Annotated in this window: 25 protein-coding genes and 1 tRNA gene; 8 read left to right on the forward strand and 18 right to left on the reverse strand. The window is 46.4% G+C overall.

Going from position 1 to position 21,345, the window contains the following annotated elements:
• Nucleotides 1-68 precede the first annotated feature (68 nt).
• From QT987_RS25950 to QT987_RS25965, 4 genes are all read right to left on the reverse strand, one after another.
• Entirely contained in the window at nt 69-584 is a 516-nt protein-coding gene (locus QT987_RS25950; RefSeq protein WP_333246011.1) for a transposase, read from the reverse strand.
• Nucleotides 544-1,020, reverse strand: coding sequence for a hypothetical protein (locus tag QT987_RS25955; RefSeq protein ID WP_333246013.1), 477 nt, complete (start codon nt 1,018-1,020; stop codon nt 544-546). Before QT987_RS25955 ends, QT987_RS25950 begins: the two co-directional genes overlap by 41 nt.
• A gap of 49 nt (nt 1,021-1,069) precedes the next feature.
• Entirely contained in the window at nt 1,070-1,177 is a 108-nt protein-coding gene (locus QT987_RS25960; protein ID WP_333246015.1) for a helix-turn-helix domain-containing protein, read from the reverse strand.
• A gap of 314 nt (nt 1,178-1,491) precedes the next feature.
• Nucleotides 1,492-1,734, reverse strand: a complete 243-nt coding sequence (locus QT987_RS25965; RefSeq protein ID WP_333246016.1) for a hypothetical protein — start codon at nt 1,732-1,734, stop codon at nt 1,492-1,494.
• A 238-nt stretch (nt 1,735-1,972) separates the two neighbouring features.
• Between QT987_RS25965 and QT987_RS25970 the strand changes: the two genes are divergently transcribed.
• Together QT987_RS25970 and QT987_RS25975 are read left to right on the forward strand one after the other, a co-directional pair.
• Nucleotides 1,973-2,989: a succinate dehydrogenase/fumarate reductase iron-sulfur subunit gene (locus QT987_RS25970; protein ID WP_333246018.1), complete on the forward strand. Its 1,017-nt coding sequence runs from the start codon at nt 1,973-1,975 to the stop codon at nt 2,987-2,989.
• A gap of 94 nt (nt 2,990-3,083) precedes the next feature.
• Nucleotides 3,084-3,272, forward strand: a complete 189-nt coding sequence (locus QT987_RS25975; RefSeq protein ID WP_333051883.1) for a chlorophyll a/b-binding protein — start codon at nt 3,084-3,086, stop codon at nt 3,270-3,272.
• A gap of 560 nt (nt 3,273-3,832) precedes the next feature.
• On the opposite strand, the gene QT987_RS25980 is transcribed toward QT987_RS25975, so the two are convergent.
• From QT987_RS25980 to psbX, 5 genes are all read right to left on the reverse strand, one after another.
• Nucleotides 3,833-4,450 (reverse strand): pre-peptidase C-terminal domain-containing protein, encoded by a 618-nt coding sequence (locus QT987_RS25980; protein WP_333246020.1) that lies wholly within the window; start codon nt 4,448-4,450, stop codon nt 3,833-3,835.
• A 276-nt stretch (nt 4,451-4,726) separates the two neighbouring features.
• A complete protein-coding gene (locus QT987_RS25985) occupies nt 4,727-6,178 on the reverse strand; it encodes a trypsin-like peptidase domain-containing protein (protein WP_333246021.1) in 1,452 nt (483 codons plus the stop codon).
• Nucleotides 6,179-6,287: 109 nt separating this feature from the next.
• A complete protein-coding gene (locus QT987_RS25990) occupies nt 6,288-7,412 on the reverse strand; it encodes a redoxin domain-containing protein (RefSeq protein WP_333246023.1) in 1,125 nt (374 codons plus the stop codon).
• A 348-nt stretch (nt 7,413-7,760) separates the two neighbouring features.
• The gene (locus QT987_RS25995; protein WP_333246025.1) at nt 7,761-8,570 is read right to left on the reverse strand and encodes a Ycf66 family protein; all 810 of its coding nucleotides are present in this window, start codon (nt 8,568-8,570) and stop codon (nt 7,761-7,763) included.
• A gap of 281 nt (nt 8,571-8,851) precedes the next feature.
• The gene (gene psbX, locus QT987_RS26000) at nt 8,852-8,971 is read right to left on the reverse strand and encodes a photosystem II reaction center X protein (RefSeq protein ID WP_333051895.1); all 120 of its coding nucleotides are present in this window, start codon (nt 8,969-8,971) and stop codon (nt 8,852-8,854) included.
• Between the two features lie 124 nt (nt 8,972-9,095).
• On the opposite strand from psbX, the gene QT987_RS26005 reads away from it, so the two are divergent.
• Complete coding sequence (locus QT987_RS26005) at nt 9,096-9,380, forward strand: YggT family protein (protein ID WP_333051898.1); 285 nt, start codon at nt 9,096-9,098, stop codon at nt 9,378-9,380.
• Between the two features lie 67 nt (nt 9,381-9,447).
• On the opposite strand, the gene accC is transcribed toward QT987_RS26005, so the two are convergent.
• A complete protein-coding gene (gene accC / locus QT987_RS26010) occupies nt 9,448-10,803 on the reverse strand; it encodes an acetyl-CoA carboxylase biotin carboxylase subunit (protein ID WP_333246026.1) in 1,356 nt (451 codons plus the stop codon).
• A 228-nt stretch (nt 10,804-11,031) separates the two neighbouring features.
• On the opposite strand from accC, the gene QT987_RS26015 reads away from it, so the two are divergent.
• The 4 genes from QT987_RS26015 to QT987_RS26030 all read left to right on the forward strand — a co-directional run bounded on the left by QT987_RS26015 (nt 11,032) and on the right by QT987_RS26030 (nt 12,344).
• Nucleotides 11,032-11,115: transfer RNA gene (locus tag QT987_RS26015), tRNA-Leu, on the forward strand.
• Between the two features lie 231 nt (nt 11,116-11,346).
• Nucleotides 11,347-11,559, forward strand: a complete 213-nt coding sequence (locus QT987_RS26020) for a helix-turn-helix domain-containing protein (protein WP_006634859.1) — start codon at nt 11,347-11,349, stop codon at nt 11,557-11,559.
• A 37-nt stretch (nt 11,560-11,596) separates the two neighbouring features.
• The gene (locus QT987_RS26025; RefSeq protein ID WP_333229339.1) at nt 11,597-11,995 is read left to right on the forward strand and encodes a DUF433 domain-containing protein; all 399 of its coding nucleotides are present in this window, start codon (nt 11,597-11,599) and stop codon (nt 11,993-11,995) included.
• Nucleotides 11,988-12,344, forward strand: a complete 357-nt coding sequence (locus QT987_RS26030; RefSeq protein WP_333127850.1) for a DUF5615 family PIN-like protein — start codon at nt 11,988-11,990, stop codon at nt 12,342-12,344. Before QT987_RS26025 ends, QT987_RS26030 begins: the two co-directional genes overlap by 8 nt.
• Nucleotides 12,345-12,351: 7 nt before the next feature.
• On the opposite strand, the gene QT987_RS26035 is transcribed toward QT987_RS26030, so the two are convergent.
• The 8 genes from QT987_RS26035 to QT987_RS26070 all read right to left on the reverse strand — a co-directional run bounded on the left by QT987_RS26035 (nt 12,352) and on the right by QT987_RS26070 (nt 21,041).
• Complete coding sequence (locus tag QT987_RS26035) at nt 12,352-13,902, reverse strand: hypothetical protein (protein WP_333246028.1); 1,551 nt, start codon at nt 13,900-13,902, stop codon at nt 12,352-12,354.
• Between the two features lie 17 nt (nt 13,903-13,919).
• Entirely contained in the window at nt 13,920-14,273 is a 354-nt protein-coding gene (locus tag QT987_RS26040) for a hypothetical protein (protein ID WP_333246030.1), read from the reverse strand.
• A 13-nt stretch (nt 14,274-14,286) separates the two neighbouring features.
• A complete protein-coding gene (locus QT987_RS26045) occupies nt 14,287-17,652 on the reverse strand; it encodes a CHAT domain-containing protein (RefSeq protein ID WP_333246032.1) in 3,366 nt (1,121 codons plus the stop codon).
• Between the two features lie 80 nt (nt 17,653-17,732).
• Complete coding sequence (locus QT987_RS26050) at nt 17,733-18,410, reverse strand: DNA-binding response regulator (protein ID WP_333246034.1); 678 nt, start codon at nt 18,408-18,410, stop codon at nt 17,733-17,735.
• 308 nt (nt 18,411-18,718) lie between these two features.
• Complete coding sequence (locus tag QT987_RS26055) at nt 18,719-18,943, reverse strand: hypothetical protein (RefSeq protein ID WP_333246036.1); 225 nt, start codon at nt 18,941-18,943, stop codon at nt 18,719-18,721.
• Between the two features lie 18 nt (nt 18,944-18,961).
• On the reverse strand, nt 18,962-19,246 hold the full coding sequence (locus QT987_RS26060) for a PIN domain-containing protein (RefSeq protein ID WP_333246037.1): 285 nt from the start codon (nt 19,244-19,246) through the stop codon (nt 18,962-18,964).
• A gap of 119 nt (nt 19,247-19,365) precedes the next feature.
• A complete protein-coding gene (locus QT987_RS26065) occupies nt 19,366-19,590 on the reverse strand; it encodes a DUF2281 domain-containing protein (RefSeq protein WP_333246039.1) in 225 nt (74 codons plus the stop codon).
• A 182-nt stretch (nt 19,591-19,772) separates the two neighbouring features.
• Nucleotides 19,773-21,041 (reverse strand): FAD-dependent hydroxylase, encoded by a 1,269-nt coding sequence (locus QT987_RS26070; RefSeq protein ID WP_333246041.1) that lies wholly within the window; start codon nt 21,039-21,041, stop codon nt 19,773-19,775.
• Between the two features lie 89 nt (nt 21,042-21,130).
• Here QT987_RS26070 and QT987_RS26075 point away from each other — a divergent pair, with 89 nt between their 5' ends.
• Nucleotides 21,131-21,253 (forward strand): hypothetical protein, encoded by a 123-nt coding sequence (locus QT987_RS26075; protein WP_333109292.1) that lies wholly within the window; start codon nt 21,131-21,133, stop codon nt 21,251-21,253.
• The last annotated feature ends 92 nt before the right edge of the window (nt 21,254-21,345 follow it).

Raw genomic sequence — 21,345 nt, forward strand, 5'->3', positions numbered from 1 at the left:
GTCCCGCCCGTCCTTTTTGGACGGGCGGGACGCCCATCCCACTTTCAAGAGTGGAAGTTATTTAATTCTCATTTCTTAGCTGATTGACCGTTGGGCAAATAAACCAAATTACCATCCTCAATATCGGTCTTGGGCTTAGCGCGTCTAGTCAGATTTTTGACACTCAAGTCTTCAACAGCTAAAACTTCACATTTCCCGAACAGCTCATGTGCCGTTTTAAACTGAAAATCCAATCTAGCTCTGGCTACGAACTGATGAAGTCTAGAAATCCTGTCCTTGATAACTTTCCAAGGCTTAGAACCCTTAACTCGGTTAGCTAGCTTCGCTTGAAGTCTTGCCAGCTTCGGGGCCGACTTCCTCAAAAATCTAGGATTCTCAACTCTTTCGCCATTAGAAAGAGCGACGTAATTAGTTATTCCTAAATCTATACCAACAGTGTTTTCATCAGTCGGTTGAATTTCTGCAACCGTTACAGGAACCGTCTTATCTTCTAGCGTCAGGGAAATATACCACCCATCCGCTTCTCTGATAACACTACCCGTCTTAACTTTGAAACCCGTTGGTATGGGGCGGTGAAAGACCATAGGCACGCTTACCTATTTTTGCGAGGTTAATACAAATCCTATTTTGCTCGTCCTTGACAATATTTAAATTGTCCAACTGAGGATAAGTGAAAGATTTGTAGTAGTGAAACCCTTTGAACTTGGATTGGCCCCTACGATTGCCATTTTTATCCGGCGTGGTGAAATTTGAAAAGGAAGTTTCCACCCTGTTGAGGACATCTTGTAAAACCTGTGAATCCAACACTTTATAATCAGGAAATAGTTTTTTAGTGTTTTTCAGGTCGGCAAGCTGTATGGTTTGCCACTGCACATAACCGCCTTCAATGTTCGAGAAAATGTCACCCTTTTTAGTCAAAGGATTACCTAATTCATCCTTTTTTCTACCATCCCTAGTCTGCACTCTCGTCAAAGGAATGTTTTGATAAATCTCCTCAATAGGGACTATCGAAACAATCAAGGGACAGGCGTTGACGGGCGTTCTCGTGGATTCCCACCATCTGAATCTTTCACGCCCGTCGGTAGTTGTACTGCCGACGACAGAGTTCTAGATGAGCCACAATTTTTGCTAATTGGGTTTTTGTGGGTTTGAGGCGGTATTTGTATGTTAGTTGCATGGGAAACTTCTTTTTTTCCACCTACTTTAATGTACCATTTTTTCGATTTAATAGTTAGAAAGTACATCAAAGTTCAAGGTACTCGCAATGTCTAATTGTCGGTTTCCGTACCTACACCCGACGAGCCTTTCATCACGCGGGCGTAATTCATTCGGGGTACGGGGCGTAGCGCTCAGATGCGTCCCCTCTGAATATACGCCCGGGACTTCCCGGCTGGTAGTTAAAAAACTAAGTTTGTAGGCCCAACCGGGCGTAATTCCTGGTAAAATTTCTTGTAATGCTACCAAAAAAGTGAGATGCATACCCAGCTACGTTCAGCGCAAAGGTGCGCTGACCTTAAATTCTGGCCATTCATTTGAGGCCAGCAGCCCCGATGAAACTGGTTGTGGCGTCTTAGGTGCTGTAACCCCAAGCAAAACGAACGAAACTGCCATCAACCCGCCGTACAAGGCAGCCGATCGCTTGCGAGTTCCCAGTCCCACCCATTGAGGATTTAGCAGACCCAGACAAAAAGCAGGTGTGGAAAACATAAAAGTTAATACAAACAAGCTGGACATCACGCACCTCCGACTAGCGAGTTGTAGCGATTAATTACTTTCATCTCCAATTAATAGCTCACAAATCCGCTTAAAAAATTGGCAATTTAGGATTTATAACTTGAGAATTATTGATGTTTATCAAACAATAATAAAATTTGAAAAATCTCTGACTTTAGATAGTTGTTAAAAAAATAAGAGCTTTCTAGAGAGTCCAAAAATTCAGCTTAAAATAAACACTAAATTCCTTAATCAAAATATGAAAGTCCGCTTTAATGTAGTGCGCCAAAATCAAAACGAGGCTCCCCGGATTCACACTTACACCCTAGATGTGGAAGAGAGCAATACCATCCTTGACTGCCTCAACAGTATTAAGTGGGAACACGACGGCACTTTAGCTTTTCGCAAAAATTGCCGCAATACAATTTGCGGCAGTTGTTCTATGCGAATTAACGGTCGATCGGCATTAGCGTGCAAAGAAAATGTGGCCAGCGAACTCGCAAGACTGCAAAAAATAGCTGATTCCAGCTCAGCAGAAATGCCTACCGATTTCATCCCAGAAATCACCGTCGCCCCAATGGGAAATATGCCGGTTATTAAAGATTTGGTTGTTGACATGACGAGTTTTTGGGACAACCTCGAAGCAGTTGAACCCTATGTCAGCACAGCCTCGCGAGCAATTCCAGAACGCGAATTTCTGCAAACTCCAGAAGAGCGATCGAAACTCGACCAAACAGGCAACTGCATCCTCTGCGGTGCGTGCTATTCTGAGTGCAACGCCCGCGAAGTCAACCCGGAATTTGTCGGCCCCCACGCCCTCGCCAAAGCTTACCGCACGATCGCCGACTCCCGCGACAGCGAAACCGAAAATCGGCTCGAAAAATACAACGAAGGCACTGCAGGCGTCTGGGGATGCACCCGCTGTTACTACTGCAACTCGGTTTGTCCGATGGAAGTTGCGCCGATGGATCAAATTGGTAAGATTAAACAAGAGATTCTCGATCGCAAAGACGACCAAGCCAGTCGATCGATCCGCCACCGCAAAGTCTTAATCGATCTCGTCAAAGAAGGTGGCTGGATAGATGAGCGCAAATTTGGCATCGAAGTAGTAGGAAACTACTTCCGCGACGTTAAAGGTTTGCTGAGTCTGGGCCCGTTGGGTTTGAGAATGATCGCTCGCGGCAAGTTCCCGCTGTTTTTTGAGCCTTCTGAAGGTACCGAAACCGTGCGAAATCTGATCGAATCGGTTCAAAGTTTAGAAAAGTCAGCAGATTAGCGATCGGCTGTCATTTTCCTGGTAAATTACAAGTTGTGCGATCGCAAAGCTTCCCCAAAATCATCACTCACAACTCGAAACTTAAAACTTTTAAATGACTGCTAAAACTCCTCCATCCCCAAAACCGACAACCCCAAATACCCCAAAACCAGAACCAGCCTTTGGGTGGAATGCCTACGCCGAACAAATCAACGGACGATTTGCGATGGTGGGGTTCGTGGGACTTTTGCTGCTAGAATTCTTCACCCGCCAGGATTTTTTCACCTGGCTGGGTCTGCGTTAAATTAATCAAAATCAATTCAAAATGGAAGCTGAAAAATTATCTATATTTCAGCTTCCTTTTGATTTTTAAGAGTTATTTAAAATAGAGTTGATCAAATTAGAGGTACAAGATTAAGCTGTTGTGCATCTAATTTGAAAGTCCATTTTTCTACAATTATTGTGGAACGGGCATCCTGCCCGTCTCTAGATTCAATTTAAATGCCTAGCAGCTTATAGCGGTTCTCAAAAAAGTGAGGTATGCCCTATGCCCTATGCCCTATGCCCTATGCCCTATGCCCTATGCCCATGAGTACCTCATCTTTCTGAGAAAGGCTATATAACATTTATAGTGGCATAAAAACATATGAATTTACCAAAGTGAATAGTAGTTGCTTATAGTGCGATCGTCCTTGAATTATAGGGACACGGCATTGCCGTGCCCTGACTCCGAAGTTTAGTTCATATTCTGTTCGGTCGATGACCCCTAATACGGTAGGGGATCCCCTCACGAAAAATATCTGCCAATAATTGACAATCTCAAAAACCCGCCCTTTTAATCGTTCGAGCGGACATGATATCAAACTAATTTCCAGTTGTTTCGCGGACGGTCAAACTGTACTTGCCTCTACCTTTTGGAGGCGGATCGTAAGCATTGACAATGACGCGATAGCGACCGTTCGCAGACAAGGTAACAGTCAGCTCTGAATTGGAATTTTGCTGCGTGACATCATCATTTTCTCCAAGTAGCTCGCCCTGGGAGTTGAAAATAGCGAGATAAGTATCAAACTCGGTACTTTCTACGGTAATAACCAGTTTCTGACCCTGAGTGCCTTCAAAGGTATACTCGTCGTACAAACTGCTGTCTGAGGGAAGTACAGAAGACTTAGCAGGGCTGAGTTCTCCGTTTTGCTCTAAAATGATTTTAGATGAACTCGCATCAGGACTGGGCGGAGGTTCTACAGTTGGGCTCTGAGTTGGCGAACTTTGTGGCGATGGCGACGGGTTGGGGCTTGCTTGAGCTAAAACAGCGTTGGCAGCAGTCTTCGCATCAGTTAAATTTTGAGGAAATTCTGCTGAAATAAGGGTGGATCTGTTGTTAGCAACACCTGAATTTGAAAGTGACAGGGAGAGAGCCGGCTTGCCAGAAAAAGTAGCTACCATAGCAATTGGCGCGATCGCCCAAAATCTAACTTGACGCATGAATTACCTCGATTTGTAACGGAGGAAGAAGGAAGAAGTCAGTAGTCATTAGTCAGTAGTCATTAGTTATTTGTTAGGATCGCAAATTAAATAATTTACACTCTTGAAAGTGGGATGGGCGTCCCGCCCGTCCTTTATGCACGGGCGGGACGCCCATGCCACAAGAACAATAAAGATTGTAAGTTATTTAATTCTCATTCCTTAGATGCTACCAATTACCAATGCCCTGTTTGCCCAATTCCCAATTCCCAATTCCCAGTTCCGAATTTTCAATTTTCACCGGACAGTTAGAGTGTAACGACCCCTGCCCGAAGCATCGTAAGCATTGACAATTACGCGATAGCGACCCGTAGCGGGCAACGTAACGGTCAGAAACGAATTTTTAGTCGAATCGCTTCCATCGTCATTTTCTGCCACTAATCGGCCGTTAGGGCCAAATATAGCCACATAGGGATCGAAATCTGTACTTTCGAGGGAAATGGTTACAGACTGACCCGATCGACCTTCAAAAGTATACTCTCGATACAGACTGTTGTCAGACGGCAATACTGGGCCGCCTGCGACTAAAGCACCTTCTTCTTGCAAAATCGCCCTCGAAGGCGCGGTAGGAGCACTCGCTTTCAGTTGTAACGTATAAGCCCCAGACTGCCTAGCTTGGTAGGAATTTGCCACTAACGTGTAAGTCCCGTCTGCTGGCAGCCTGACTGTAATTCTGGCGTTTTTATTCCCCGCCCCGTCATCGTCTTGCGCGATTTCGCGCTGGTTGGGCCCGAGCAAAATTAAATAAGGGTCAATTTCTTGACTTTTCATTTCTATTGTGATTTGCTGGCCCGCTTTTCCCTCAAATGAGTAGAGGTCAAAAAAGCTGTTGTCGGTGGGCAGAACGCTAGACTTGTCGGTGAGGAGGCCGCTGACGGGGGGCCCGTTTAACGCAACTTTTTGAGGTGATTGGTTGCCACCAAAGGGCGATCGGGCTTGAGCCGCGCGGGGAGCTCGCCCTTCTCGCACCGCTGTCAGGAAAGCGGGTAATTTGTCTGCGGAAATTGCAAAACCGATACCGATACTGCCACCGCCCCGACCGCGAGTAAAAATAGAAGTATTGACGCCGATTAATTCTCCTGAACTGTTGAGCAGTGGGCCTCCTGAATTGCCGGGATTGATGGCGGCGTCGGTTTGAATTAAGCCCCGCTGCTGGTCGATGCGGCTGACGATTCCGACTGTAAAAGTACCTTGAAATTGACCGAAGGGATTGCCGATCGCAAATGCTTGTTGCCCGACTTTCACCGAACCGGGACGGGCTAAAGGAATAGTGGGCAAATTGTTTTGACCGCGAATCTTCAGCACGGCTAAGTCTAGACCGTCTTCGCCGAATCCGATGACATCGGCGACAAGTTTTCTGCCGTCTGACAAAATGATATTGACGGTACCGCCTGCCGAAACAACGTGGGCGTTCGTTAACACCATGCCGTCGGGGCTGATAATTGTGCCACTGCCGTTAGATTTATCTGTATCGACTGTAACAACCGCCGGACTAGCCTTTTCGTAGACTCGAATATTGGTTTGTTCTTCGACAGTTTGGGCGATCGCACCCTGGGAATGCACCGAGTTAAATTCCGTTAAATCTGTTGATTGCCGCACAGGGGATGTGGTAACAACCGCACTGGCGCTGGCTGCAACCCCAACCGTTAAAATTCCCGATACTGCTAAACTTAGAAGTTTGAAATTCATGGCGATCGATTAGTATTTAGCGATCGGTAGCTAGGAATTAGGTTTGGTGGCTAGCCCCTAACTACCTTCTCTAATTATTTTAGGACTTGCACCACGGTAGTGACATTCCTCACGTCGGTTCTCCAATTCGGGAATCTGAATCAGCCGCTAAATACTTAAAATTAGCTTGTCGTACCGCAGCATCCTCATTGCCGTAGAAAAAAGACAGCAAAGCAAAACGCTGGCCGCTAATCACCGGCGTCGCTTCATGCAGCAAAGAACACGAAAAAATAATCGCCGTGCCACAATCCCCTTTATAACCGTGCGGCGCGTACTCTGGAAACCGTAAAAATCCCCCCGTGTACTCTCCCACATTCAAGTTTAGCGTCATTGCAAACCTGCGGTGCAGCGTAGCTTTGCTAGTGTTGTCGCGGTGCGGCATAAAATAACCGCCACTCTGGGCATCGTAACAACCTATCAAATACCGTTCAAACCTGGTAATTGTAAACTGAAAAGCTTTTTCTACTTCCGGTCGCACCCGGCGCAGAATAATCGTATTCAATCGCTTTTGTAACTTTGGGTCTTCAATAAAGAAATCTCGGCGTTTCTTGAAATTCTCGTCGTGAATGCCAACAGTTTTCCCCTCCACTTGCCTCATAAAGCCGGAAGGACTGCCACCGTGAGCTTTGTAGATATCGATTAAACTGCGGCAAGATGCTTTGTCCAAAACGTTAGGAATTACCAACACCGGGGCGTGGCGAGTGGCTGATCGGGCTTCCTCAATTGGGGGCAAACTTTTGAGAAAATCTAATACTTGCTGGGCGTGTTGGTGCGGTTCGCCCATCGGCAAAATATTAATTACCTGAAGGTTTTCGTTGAGTACAAAAGTTTGTGGTGCATAGTGAACTCCGGCAACTCCATTTTCTTCGACATCTCGGAAAACACCGTACTGCTGGCTGACTTTTTTATCCAAGTCCCAGAAAAAAAGGAATGACGGAGCAATTGTGGTTGGTCTGTTTTGTTCTTTGTCTGCTTGGTCAACGCTCACTCCAAACCTGGGTACTTGCAAGCTTTGGAATTCTTCTGAAAGCTCTTGAAAGCTTTTGAGGATAACTTGGATTTGTTCAAAAGCTGTGCTGGCAAAGAAAAACAGCACGACTCGCCGGCCGCCAACAGTCGGGAAATGAAATAAGGGGTTATTTGTAGAAGGAACGGAAAACCAGGGAGCCGGATCTCCTATTTCGAGTAATGGCATCTTGCTGATTTAATATTTGGGATTTTATATTTAGATTATGATGCTGTCGATTAGTTCCACAGATTCGGTATATTAAAATATGTTTTGAAAAAAAATTAGCTTTTATATCATTTCCGGTAACACCGGAATGATGTTGACTGTTGACTCTAATTTACTATTCCGATGCTAACGGATTTGATATTATTTGTGTATATCTCCGTTGGTTTGGGGTTTCACCCTCGCAATTTACAGTCTTTTGAAGCACTTTAATATCTGAAGAATAAGTAGATGGGCATCAATAAACGCAACTTATTTTTTTGCCTGCGGGCACGAGAAAAGTTTAGTTTCACCCATCTACTTAGTGTTTGCCTATTTGTCGAAACTGGGGGAATTATCCGGTTGGTCTTCCGGGTATTCTACAGGTCGATACTCCACGTAGTCTGACGGGGGTGCTTCCACGTCGCGGTTGCTGGGGCGAGACCTCGATGATTCCGTAGGACGGGGTTTTTTGGTTCTCGGCGGCGTATCGGAACTGCGGTTTTCCGAAGCTGGGGGGCGACTGCTGCGGCTGCGGGTCGGTCTTTCTTCGGGGTTGTCTGAAACGTCCCAGTTGTCTGACTCTTGGGCAGGCGGGGCTTCTGGGCGAGAGGGACGTTTGCGCGACGCTCGATCGCCCGACTCGGGCCGTCCGGTATTAACGCTGCCGTTGCGATTCGAGGGGCGGCGGCGGGGTTCGTCGTCGTAGGCTTCCCGAGAAGAACGGTAGTCTTGGCTGCCTCTGATGCGGGGACGCTGCGGATAGTCTTCCTCTGGTTCTAGCTGTTCCATGTCGGCATCGTAGCCGTCGTAACCGTAGGCGTTGCTGACCGGTCGGTCTTCATCTACGTATTGGGCGCGACTTTTGGCTTGGGCTGTGGTCGCTCCTCGCAGCTTAATGCTTTCTGCTGCAAAAAATATGGCGGAACCAGTCAACAGAAATTGACCGAATGCCAAAATTGGGTCAAGCCGCCATCCTTGAAATAACAGAATACCGCCGCACAGCAAGCCGACTGCTGCAAAAAAAATATCGTGGTCTCGGGCTAGTTTGGGACGCCACGATCGCAGAAAATACAGTCCTGCCCCTGCTACTGCTAGGATAATCCCTAACAGGCTGCTCCAGTTCAATCCTAAATTGACCATTAGCCTATCTCCTATGTCTTTCCTATGTTAGCGAGTTAGATTTTACATCTATCATTAAGTCTGTCAGCCCGACGGTGCTTTCTGGGGCAGAGTCCGGTCAGGGTTTCAGCTTGGGAAGTCAGTATAATAATGAGTTTAACGGGAAAAAACCTCAGCTTGGCAGTCAACTGAAGGTTTTGCCTTGACAGTTGCTGGCAGCCGAGGTTTCTCGCATCGGGGAAATGCCCGACGTGTAGCCGAAAATTGACTTGCAGCGCCGGACTTAGAAACCCGCTGACTTTTTAGGTGCGCTTGATTTTGTCTTTTTGGCTGATGAAGATCAGGGCGATCGTTGCTGGAAGCACTACTACCACCACGCCCACCAGCAGGCTGTACAAAAAGTTCGCGAGAGAAGGAGTCATAGATTCCAAGCCTTTGTTACAACAATTTGATTTTTATTAATTTTATACTTTCGATCGCACCTGTGAAACGGTTAAAATTATGAATGGCAGACTTAACAAAACTTAAGATTTCGAGATAAGACCCATGACTGGTATTACCGTTGCAAGTTGGATTCTGGGCTCTGTCCTAGTCGTGATGACTTTGCTGTTTATTTTTCGGATCGTTCTGACTTGGTATCCCGAGGTGAACCTGAGCAAATTGCCGTTGAGTCTGATTGCTTGGCCCACGGAACCTTTTTTAGCCATAACTAGAAAGATTGTACCGCCGATCGGCGGGGTGGACATTACGCCGATTATTTGGGTGGGTATCTGTAGCTTGCTGCGAGAAATGATTCTCGGTCAGCAAGGGCTGCTGACAATGATGATGTAGAAGTTGGCGGTTGACTGTTGACTGTTGACTGTTGGCGGTTGACTGCCAACTGCCAACTGCCAACTGACTAATGACTGTTTTGGTTCAAGAACTGTTCGACGAAATTCGTGTAAACTTCGCCGCTAAGAAACTCGGGGGAATCGAGGATTTTTTGGTGGAAGCTGAGGGTGGTAGGAACGCCAGTGATAGCACATTCCCGCAATGCCCGTTTCATCCTGCGGATGGCTGTTGGTCGATCGCGCCCCCATACAATTACTTTACCGATTAAAGAATCGTAGTAAGCGGGTATTTCGTAATCGGTGTAGACGTGAGAGTCCATCCGCACGCCGGGGCCACCGGGAGGCAAATAACCGCTGATTATGCCGGGGTGGGGTCGGAAATTGCGATCGGGATCTTCGGCATTGATGCGACACTCGATCGCGTGGCCGTTGAGAACTACTTGGTTTTGCTTGATTTGCAGTTTTTCTCCTTGGGCGATGCGGATTTGTTCGGCTATCAAGTCGAGGCCTGTAATCATCTCGGTGACGGGATGTTCTACTTGGATGCGAGTGTTCATTTCCATGAAGTAGAATTTGCCCGATTTGTCAAGCAGAAATTCGACAGTGCCCGCACCCGTGTAGTTGATGGATTTGGCAGCGGCAATGGCGGCGTGACCCATTTGATCTCGCAGTTTCTGGCTGAGGGCTGGGCTGGGGGCTTCTTCGAGGAGTTTCTGGTGTCGGCGCTGAATCGAACAATCTCTCTCGCCGAGGTGGATGACGTTACCGTAGTTGTCGGCGAGAATTTGGATTTCGATGTGCCGCGGTTTTTCGATGAATTTTTCCAGGTAAAGTCCGGGGTTGCCGAAGGCTGCGTCGGCTTCGCCTTGGGCTGCTGAGAATAGTTTGGGGAGTTCCGAGGGTTCTCTAACTAGCCTCATCCCGCGGCCTCCACCGCCGGCTGTGGCTTTGATCATCACAGGATAGCCGATTTCGCGGGCGATCGACAAAGCTTCGCGATCGTCCGCCAGCAATCCCTCGCTACCGGGAACTGTGGGGACTTTCACCCGCTGCATCGTTTCTTTGGCGGTGGATTTGTCGCCCATCGCCCGCATCGCGGCAGGAGAAGGGCCGATGAAGGTAATTTGATGGTCGGCGCAGATTTCGGCAAATCGGGCGTTTTCGGCGAGGAAGCCGTAACCGGGGTGAATGGCTGCGGCGTTGCGCGTCAGGGCAGCCGCGATGATGTTGGGGATGTTTAAATAGCTTTTGCTGCTGGTGGGGGGGCCGATGCAAACGGCTTCGTCTGCCAACTGGACGTGCAGGGCGTGTTTATCTACGGTGGAGTGTACGGCGACCGTGGCAATCCCCATTTCCTCGCAGGTCCGCAATATGCGGAGAGCTATTTCTCCCCGATTAGCGATTAAAATTTTCGAGAACCCCATCTTCGCTGCTTAATTCACTCAATATTCTGTACAATAATGCCTTTCGGTATGTTCTGGATAATCGTTTTCCAGAAATTGTTCACAAAAATTTATTTTACATTTTGCTGGTAGTGGTGCTATGATTGTAAATCGGCGGTGTCAAAGGGCAAGTCACAAGTTAAATGTCAGGAACCTCAACCTGTAAATCTTTAACTGGTAACGCAAAAATCCCGGAGATTGCCAGAAAGAGCGGATGTGGCGGAATTGGTATACGCGCACGCTTGAGGTGCGTGTGGCAATATGTCCTTGCGAGTTCGAGTCTCGCCATCCGCATTGAATATGTAAAACAACTGTTGACGGTTTTGGCTGTCGGCAGTTGTTTTATATTGAGTGGTTTTTCGAGAAAGTCGATCGAGTTTTAGTACCGTAGGGTGCGTCGCCATCAGATATCCTCAAGTGCGATCGAACTTGTGACAGCGACGCACCCTACAAAATACTGTTTAACTGTCGATCGACAATTGTGTTTGAATTAAAAACATAGATACTTATCGTTTGTCAAGTAGAATGGGGTTAGTTAGGTTCCGAATCCGAGAGTTGGCTGACGAAAAAGGATGGACGCTAAAGGATGTTGCCGATCGATCCGAGGTTCCGTACAGCACAGTCAGGCACTATGCTCGATCGGAAGGACTAGCAACGGTTGATATCACATCCATTCAAAAGATAGCTCGCACCCTCGATGTTTTGATTGAGGAGTTGATGGAAGTTGTTAAAGAATGAACCGATGAAATTATATTAGCAAACGGAAGTTAGATCAATGACATCCTACGCCTTAAACTTACCCGTTCAGTTACAGCAAGAAGCTGAAAAATTGGCAACACTCCAAGGCATTTCCTTCGATCAGTTTATCCTCTGGGCTGTAGCCGAAAAAGTCGCTACTCTCAACCAGCGGAATGACGATCCGGCTTTTCCTGAAATCACCTATGTGCGCGGCGCTAGCGGCGAACTCGTTCCGGTTTTGCGCGGCACTCGGTTGCGGGTGCAAACAGTAGTCATCGCAGCGCAGAAATGGGGTTTTTCTCCAAACCAAATTGCCACTGAGTATGACTTAAGTGAAGATCAAGTGAACGATGTTCTCGCTTTTTATGCGGCTCACCATCAAGAAATAGACGCATCTATTGCCGCTGAACAAATTATCGAAGCTGCTAATGTCTAAACCGCTATTGCATCTAGATGCCGATACCTCTATTAAAGCTTTGCAAGCCGCCCTTTTATCTCGCAGTCACGATGTCACTCGGACACCGACTGAGTGGATGGCTTTAGATGCTAGCGATGAGGCTCAATTGCTAGAAGCAACAGCGCGAGGGCGGTGTATTTTTACGTTTAATATCCGGGATTTTCAGGTTTTAGCTCAGCGTTATCCCGAACATGGTGGCATCATTTTGGCTGCTCAAAACAGTTGGACATTATCTAGTCTAATTGCTTCGCTCGATCGCCTGCTTTCAGAAACACAAGCTGCTGACTGGAAAGGGCAAGTCCGCTGGCTTAATCAGTGGCGAACCTAATTCTATCTTATCGAACTTCTGTATCTCTGGTCGATCGCACTTCTTCCGCCTCCTGCAAAACATGATTAACTGGTTGACTTTGGGAACCAGATACACTTTGCCTATCGAATGATGACTTTAGCACTTTACGAGCAATCAGCCAAGCAAGCCCTCCCAAGATTCCACCGCCCAAACAACTAACTATAACTGCGCCAAAGAAAGGATGCAGCGGTAGCGGATGCTGGAAAGATGGCGGTGCCCACGGTTTTTCTACAGCTAAGGTGTAGCTGCTGGAAACCACGCCCGCAACGCCGATGCCGATACCGACAACGGCTATGGTAATTTGTAAATTGCGATCGCTATCTCTTTCATTTTTCTCATACTCTACCTGTTGTTTTTGAGCATCAACTTCCACAATTCCCCGGATAGTTTCAATCATCTGTTGAAACAATTCCTTTCCTGCGGTAAGATAACTCATATTCAGTTTAATCTGTTGCTGAAAAATCTTGCAGCTCTCCTTAATAAATTCTTTGAAAAAATCTAAGTTATCGATGTCTTTGATGCTGGAATCGCCAAATTTTTTGAGCCAATAACTATAGTTTTTAGCATTCGTTTCTATTGCAATCTGGTGAAGTTCTATATCTCGCAAATAGCGGGCATAAGTTAACCCGATTTGAGGGAGATCGGTCAGCCAGCCCTCTAGTTGTTCCAACCGGAGAGTTCTATCTGATTTTAAATGGCTAAATTCTTCTACTTTTTCTTCTAATTGACTGTACAGTTTTCTCGCTTCCTGGTTGCACCGATGCGCTTGGTAATAGACATAAAGGATTTTACTGCGGCAGCATAACAAATTGAGCAGCGGACGGTAATAATTGCCGGATGCTTCTATCTCTGAAGTTTTTTCATCAGTATCTAACCAGACTAGGATATGACACTTTAAGCTCGGATCTTCTTGACTGTTGTCAAATTCAAAAATGGGACTACCTAGCAGTTTGCCTTCACCGATTAAATAGGGTTTTGGCTGTTTAAGCTCTGAATTTTGAAACAAAGCGTCTACACAAGCTACTGCTAAATCTTGATGATTGCCAACAAAATCAACAGGTTTAGCAAATAATACTAGAGTTTGTCCCAGTGATGCTTGGATTTCGCCAGGTAGCAGACAACCTTGAAAATTTAGGTTGCTCAGTTGGTTGATTTCTACTGTTAAATTCGGGGAAAGTAGCGTGAAGTCAAGGGCGTAACTATCGTGGAGTTGGATCGGGTAAATTCCGCCTGTCAGGGGCAGTTTATCCGGTTGGCTAACTGTTGTAAATGACACAAATCTATCGCCATTTGACTCGTAAAGTTCAAGATAGTCGCTCGGTTGGCTTTGGCTGTTTCGATTGTTCAGCTTTTCGGGCAAAAAATCGAGCGGCGGATTTGTTTGCAGCAGGTGTCCTAAAGCAGCGCATTTCTGCCATAAATGATCTGCTTTGTCTACAGGTTGTTTATCGCCTTTTGCAAGGTTGTTGCACAAATGAAAGGCAAACAGCGTTAGTTTGGGGTTGGCAAGTTTGCCTGTCAATTCAGGATTGTTCATCACCTAGAGCCTGAGTGCTATTTTGACGGGTTGGGGAAACTTTCTTGGATGGCATTTAATAGCGTTTCTCTGGAAACTTTGGGAGGTGGTGGCGCTGGTGGAGCTATCGGTTTGGTTGTTCCTGGGAGGCGATTGGTTAATTGGATTTCCCCCGAATCTAATCTTTGGCGAGTCAGGGATAATGCGTTTTCAATGTCGGGATACTTTTCACACCATTCAAGGATGTTTTCAGCAATATCGTCCTCTGTTTCTCCGAAATTAGCACTTGCCTGTTTGAGGTCTTCATCTCTATTTTCAATCAAAAACAGATCGGGCTGATTTTTGATTAGGTATATAAAGGCGTGGATGTTGTTAAGACTACCTTCGAGCATTATTCTCAGATTCCTATTGACCAACTGAACAAAATGCAGCCCAATGGTAGGGCGATTGAAAAGGTCGTATTTCTTTAGAGCCTATCTTCTCAAGCATATCGTACAGGTTTGCTTTTGCGACGCGACGTAGGGGAAGTTGCTTTGTCCATGTTTGCAAATCTTCTTTAGTGGCATCCCGCAGCCAAAGTTGAGCAGAGTTAAGGGCAAGGGAGACACTTAACCCGGCTGTCAGAAGCTGATAAAATTTTATCATCAAAAATGAGGTTGACAAATCGTTGACTGCCCACAGGGTGGGGACGACACTCGAACTGCCGGCTACCAGGAAACCGCTAGGTAAGCTGATATATTCATCGCTGATGCTGCTAAAGTCGCTGATGCCGGTTTCGCAGGCGGAGAGCACAACTAGGCGGCATTCTCGGAAGTCGAGGGCAAAGATGTCTGCTAAGGTGAGGCATTTGGTGAGGTCGAGGGTGTTGCCATTTTGTAAGGGTAGATAGCGAGTGGGGTTTTCTTCAGGGGGAGGCGGGGGTAATTCGCAGTCGGCTAGCAGCAATGCTGATAGCAAAGGTTGATTAAAGTTAAAATAGCCGTGACAGCTAAAGTGGGCGCAGTGGGCGATGCGGAGGCGGCTATCATCTATGACTGATTTTTTGGCATCACTTTGGATGAGGATATCTTTGGGGTGGAAATGCTGACTAATCGCTGGCACTTCTAAGTCTGTAAATTGCAGGTCATTGGTGGGGTTTTGGACGGCAAATAGGTGAGTGAAATTGGGGCGTTTTCGCCTTTGTGCCTGTTGCAGCAGTTGGCAACTGGGAGAATAGCGGACACCTTGTTTGAAGCAATCTAGCAAGCAGGGATTGTGGGGTTCAAGAGACTGGGTTTCTGGGTTAAAGCGCTGCCAGATTTCAGGGCTAACCGGCAAGGCGTGAATGGGGAACAGGTGTAGGAAAATGTGGGGAATTAAAATTAATTGATCGCAGTGTTTGGGTACTCTCCCCAGAATTTCATTGAGATGCAATATTTCAGATAAGCTTTGGAGGCGAGGGGCTAGGTTTTCCCGCCATTGAGTTTTATCCTCTTCTTGGTAATCTCTGAGATATTCCTCGCGCCACTTTACCAAGGCTTGAAAGTCGGCTTTTGAAGATTGCCAGACTATAGGAGTTGGTGATTGAGGAGTGATGATAAAAGTAAGGAATTTGTCGCCCAGGAGGTACCACTGAAGGATAGCAGTATTTTCTGCTGTGAGGGCTTGAATATCGCCGTAGAAGATGCCTTTAACTTCTTGAGTCAGCAGGAAGTCGGGGTCAATGGGTTTGATGTCGCGGACGAGCAGTTCGTCGAGTTGTTGCCGCAATTGGGTGAGATTGGTAGCATCGTGGCCGGTAGTTTGGAGGCGGTCAATTTGGAGGCTGCGTTCTCCCGATATTGTGCCACTGTTGCTGTTACGATTTGTCTGTTCGTTCTCTAGTCGGCGCTGTTCGGCATCAATTTCTCGACGCAGGCGTGAGAGTTCGTTGAGAACGGTTTCGGGAATATCGCCTTTGGGGTATAAGTCGCGGGTGGCGAGGAGTTCGACTAAGTTGCGGGCTTTGCTGCGTTCGACGTATTCTAGGGCTTTGGTGTAGTTTTTTAGCTTTAGGCAAACTTCGACCATATTGAGATAAAGCATATTCCATTCTTCGGCTAATTTCTGCTTGGTTTCATCCCCAGATTGAATCTCACCCCGTAAAAATTCTACTGTTTCAATCGCTGGGGTATATGTATCGTAAGCCAGTTGCCATTGCTGGTTGTTTTGGTAAAGATTTCCTAAATTAAACAAAGTTGCTGTGTAATCTTGCGGGAAAGCCTCGCGAGTTCTGATAGTTAAAGCATTGCGATAAAGTGCGATCGCCAGTTCGAGATTCTGAGCTTTCTCTCCCCTGATTCTGTCACTGTAGGCTGTTGCCAGATTATTTTGCGTCATAGCCCATTTTTCGGGAAAGGCATCGCGGGTGTAGACGGATAATGCAGCAGTGTAAGATGCGATCGCCAGTTCGAGATTCTGAGCTTTCTCTTCCCTGATTCTGTCACTGTAAACTGCTGCCAGATTATTTTGCGTCCTTGCCCAATATTCGGGAAAGGCATCGGGAGTGTAGACGGTTAATGCAGCAGTGTAAGATGCGATCGCATCTTCGATATTCTGAGCTTTCTCTCCCATGATTCTGTTACTGTAGGCAATTGCCAGATTATTTTGCGTCGCAGCCCAATATTCGGGAAAGGCATCGCGGGTGTAGATGGTTAATGCAGCAGTGTGAGATGCGATCGCATTTTCGATATTCTGAGCTTTCTCTCCCCTGATTCTGTCACTGTAGGCAACTGCTAGATTATTTTGCGTCATAGCCCATTTTTCGGGAAAGGTATCGCGGGTGCGGACGGTTAATGCAGCAGTGTAAGATGCGATCGCATTTTCGATATTCTGAGCTTTCTCTCCCCTGATTCTGTCACTGTAGGCAACTGCCAGATTATTTTGCGTCATAGCCCATTTTTCGGGAAAGGCATCGCGGGTGCGGACGGTTAATGCAGCAGTGTAAGATGCGATCGCAACTTCGATATTATCTGCTTTCTCTCCCCTGATTCTGTTACTGTAGGCTTCTCCCAGATTATTTTGCGTCATCGCCCAATCTTGGGGAAAAGCTTCGCGGGTGCGGACGGTTAATGCAGCAGTGTATGATGTGATCGCCAGTTCGATATTCTGAGCTTTCTCTCCCCTGATTCTATCCGTGTAGGCTGTTGCCAGATTATTGTGTGTCAGGGCCCATTTTTCGCTTCCGGGTTCCCAATTACTTAAAAGTATTTGATAACCGGTAATGACAATTTCAAGATTATTCGCTCTTTTACCCAGCGGAAAGTCACTAATATGAATACTCAAGTTTCCTATGAGGTCGAGAATAAATTCAATTGCTTCGGGATGTTCGGCAATTAAATTCTGGGCTATTTGCTGTAAAATCTCGCCAAAATGGTCATTGAGGAGATGTTGCCGCCCGGCCAGCATGGGGTAAATTACTTTAATATCGCTCTTGCTATCTTGTTCTGCTTGCAATAAGTCTTGGATAAACTTTGCATACTCTTGAGGATTTTCACCTTCAGAGTTATCGCTATCTTCCTCATCATTCATCCCCAATAATTGCCCTAGCTGACTGGCAAAATTCCGTAAAAAATTAGCGTTATTTTCCTGTCCTTTCTCTGACAGGTTTTCTGCTACTACCTCGCAAACTTGCAGAAACCCCGAATCTACCAATTCTAAGTTAGCCTCTAAAATCTGCGGTTCCTCACCGTTGGGACAAGTCAGCAGTGTCAAAATCAATTCCAGATAGGCTTGGGCGCGGGTTTCTTCCATTGTGGGGAGTTGTCAGTAACACCGATGTTTATTTTATCACGATTGATGGTTTGGCGGTTGACGCTCCCCCGTATCAATTTCTACCCAATCCCGAACAAGTAATCGAAATTACCGTCTCCCACAGAGTTTTTAAGCGTATTGATAATTTTCCTTGTATTATCGTGAGGCCCTTCAATATAATAAGGTTTTCCATTGCGACCGAATTTCAAGCCGATTTCGCTGGTTGATTCTCCTAAATGAGCCTTCGACTGCTCGAAATCGCGATGCGGTTCAAAGCCTAATGTTTTGGCATAGGCGATCGCACCCCAAACCAGGGCTTGTGCTTGCTCTAAACTAATCTCCTCGTACTCTTGCATAAACTGCGAGTAAGAAAGCTGAACGAATTTTTTATATTGGCTATCGTTGCAGTTACGTGGCGGGATGACATCCTTGACTCCCAAACACCAGTAGTCGATCAAATAAGAGGCTGCAACAAAACGATTGTATCCCTTGGAACGAGTCACCACCACTAAACCCAAACCGCTCGTTTCAGAGGTTTCATTCCCCAACAATACCTTCGCAAAATTTACATCCACGAGACATTGAGCAACGGGCAATAACTCTCCTTTTTCGGCGCTAGCGAGGGCTGTTTGTTCTGCATGAGATTGAAGAAAGGTACTGACTTCGGATGCTTTCAATCCTAACTTTCGGGCAATTTGTTTGGGCGTTAATTGGCGATCGCGCAGGTTGAGAATTTCTTGTTCTTGTTCGGGCTGCATAGTTTTTCTATTGCCGTCAGGGCTGGGTTCAAGCTGAGTCCATCATTGTACCGCGTTTTTGCGACCAACTTCGTAACATTGCAAAGATTGAGGAAAAAACCCGGTTTCTTTGATGGTGCCAGTGGCGAGAAACCTCGGTTAGCCCGATAGTCCGCCAGGGGTTGAAACCCCCTGTCTCATAGCAAAAGTCCTCTGAAGAGGACTAAAGAGTTTTTCATTTTTATCTCTGATTTTCAGTCGGTTTCAACCGACTTTCGCCCGACGCCAGGGGTTTCAACCCCTGGCGGTTGTGGCGACACCACTTTATTTTATACTTTTCGTAAAATGCGACTATTCAAACGCTCATATTCATCCTCTAGTAGCCACATTTTAGCAGATTGGTAATTGTCAGTGGTAAAGATAACTTTATAGTTTTGTGCCGGGTTATGGATGCAAAATTTTCCTGAAATTTCCTTGACTAACATCAGGATATAAGGAGGAGATATCAGAGTATCAGCCCAGATTTCCGCAAACTCCCACTCAGTTTCTTGCATGGTAAATTCCCCTCATATTCACCAAATTGTCTGAATAGTTGTTACTGCTTGAATTTTTGCGTCGCGGGTGACTAACGGAAGACTCAAAGATAAAGCAGTGGCGGCAATAATCCTGTCCGGCATATCTGGTACCACATCGCGGGGAATCTGACGCAGAATTTGTGCTGTGATTAAATCCAAAGGGGCGATGGCTAAACCAGTTCCCGGATCGGATAAGGCATTGATTAACTCCTCAAATGCCTCTTCGGGCAATCGATACCTTTCCACTAAATAACTTAATTCTACAACGGAAATCGCGGACACATAAATCGAATAGCCTCATGCTAATGCTGCATCCAAAGCAGTCATAGCTGTTTGTGATAATCGAGCATTCTCCCGCAAATACCAGATAATTGTATGAGTGTCGGCTACAACGGCGGTCATTAAATATCCCCTCTCGGAAAATTTCCCCACATTTCTTTTCTAGCTTCGGTAATATCTTCTTCGGTGATATCCATATCTAAATTATTCCACATTCCTTTGACGCTCTTTAGAGGTCGTTTGATAAGGTTTTTTTGCTGAAGAAATTCAGCAAAATCTAAAACTTCTTGGTGCTGATTCGGGGGCAATTCGCGCAATTTATCTAAAACTGCTTGCTCTAAATTCATTGTTTCTTTTCCTCCGTTTTGGCTGTACTTGACATAGCTTTTAATCGGCTCTGTTCAATCTTAATTATATACCAGTCATCGATGAATTGAGTTTGATGGGTGAGTAGCCAGAAACCGGGTTTTTGCGAGAGACTTCGTTACAGTGCGAAGATTCGAGAAAAAATCGGTTTCTTTGATTTTGACTAAATGCCTAATTCCGGTGGCCGGCCCATCAAGCCTGTCATCAAGCGCAAGGCTAAAAACCTCACTGGGGGAATTGTCCGCAAACACCACAATCCAAAGCGGCGAAATGCTACAATTGGCAGCCAAGTATTAGAAAATAATCTGTCTAGAAAATCGGTAAATCCTAACACGATTAAATTCTCTTTTTTGCGCCAGTTGTGATACCGTTTCAATACTCGCAAATCGCCGATATCTTCGCCTTTTTGGTGCGCTTGTTGCAAGATTTGGGCGATCGCCCCAGCGTCTCGAATACCCATATTTAATCCCTGGCCGCCGACGGGATGGCAGCAGTGGGCGGCGTCCCCAATTAGTGCTAATCTGGGCAAAACGTAGCGATCGCTCTGCATTAACTGCACCGGAAACAAAAAGCGATCGCTCTCCAATTCCAAACGCCCCAAAAGCCCGCCCGTGCGCTGTTCCAACAAAGTCAAAAACTCTGTTTCATCCATTTGTTGCAAAGCTTTTGCTTCCGCGTGGGGTGCTGTCCAAACTACTTGACAACGGTTCCCAGGTAATGGTAAAACTCCCATCGGGCCGCTCGGCCAAAAGCGCTCAAAAGCGATATCATTATGCGGTTTTTCTGCTTTAATAGTGATAGCAACGCAGGATTGCCAGTATTTCCAGCCGCGAGTGCTGATGTTGGCTTCGGTGCGGATGCGCGATCGCGAACCGTCGGCGGCGACTAATAATTTGGTGCGAATTGTCCGAGTTTCGCCGTTTTGTTTGACTTCTATTTCCGCGCAATCGGTTAAATATTTTACCTCGACAACTTCCGCCGGACAAACCCAACTAAAATTCGGGTTTTTTGCCAAAGATTCTTGCAAAGCTGACAGCATGACTCGGTGCTCGCCAACGTAACCTAAAGCTGTTTTTGGTACAGGCAATTTGCCAGTATTTCCCAAATCCGGGCGGTGGAATTCGACGACACCGGGATAGTCGCCGTCGCAGAGGCTAATTTGCTCGAAGGTGGTGATTTGCGGCAAGATTTGCTGCCACACGCCGATACCTTCTAAGATCATTCCTGATAGCAGGGTGATTGCATAGGCTTGTTTTTTGGCTGCGGCGGCGGCGGGGAGTTGGGTTTCAATTATCGCTATTTTTAAGCCGGAATCTTTTAAGGCGCTGGCTAAGGTGGCCCCGACTATGCCGCCTCCGACGATGGCTATGTCAAAGTCGAGTGTATGTGTTTGCGTCGAGGCTATTGTGGGAGAAAGTTGGTTTACAGGCATTTTCAAGGGATTTATTTAAGTGAATAATCATATTTACTATTTTATTGTAAAGAATTATTGCGGTTTTGGGCGATCTTGAGGCAGAGCTTATGTCATATCAATTCTGGCTGTGCCGGAATGATATCAAATCCCATCGCACATTTCTCTCAAATTCGATCGCCCATCAACCCAAAAATCCCATCGGCCATCAACCCAAAAACCCCGGCGGTTGAAACCGCGTCTACACAGACAAAACCCGCCTCCGCGGGTTGAAGAGTCGTAGCGTAGCGGGGCGTAAGCCATCGCACATTTATCTCAAATTCGA

This window comes from Microcoleus sp. SVA1B4, from assembly GCF_036700545.1.
In the GTDB taxonomy this organism is placed as follows: Bacteria; Cyanobacteriota; Cyanobacteriia; order Cyanobacteriales; family Microcoleaceae; genus Microcoleus.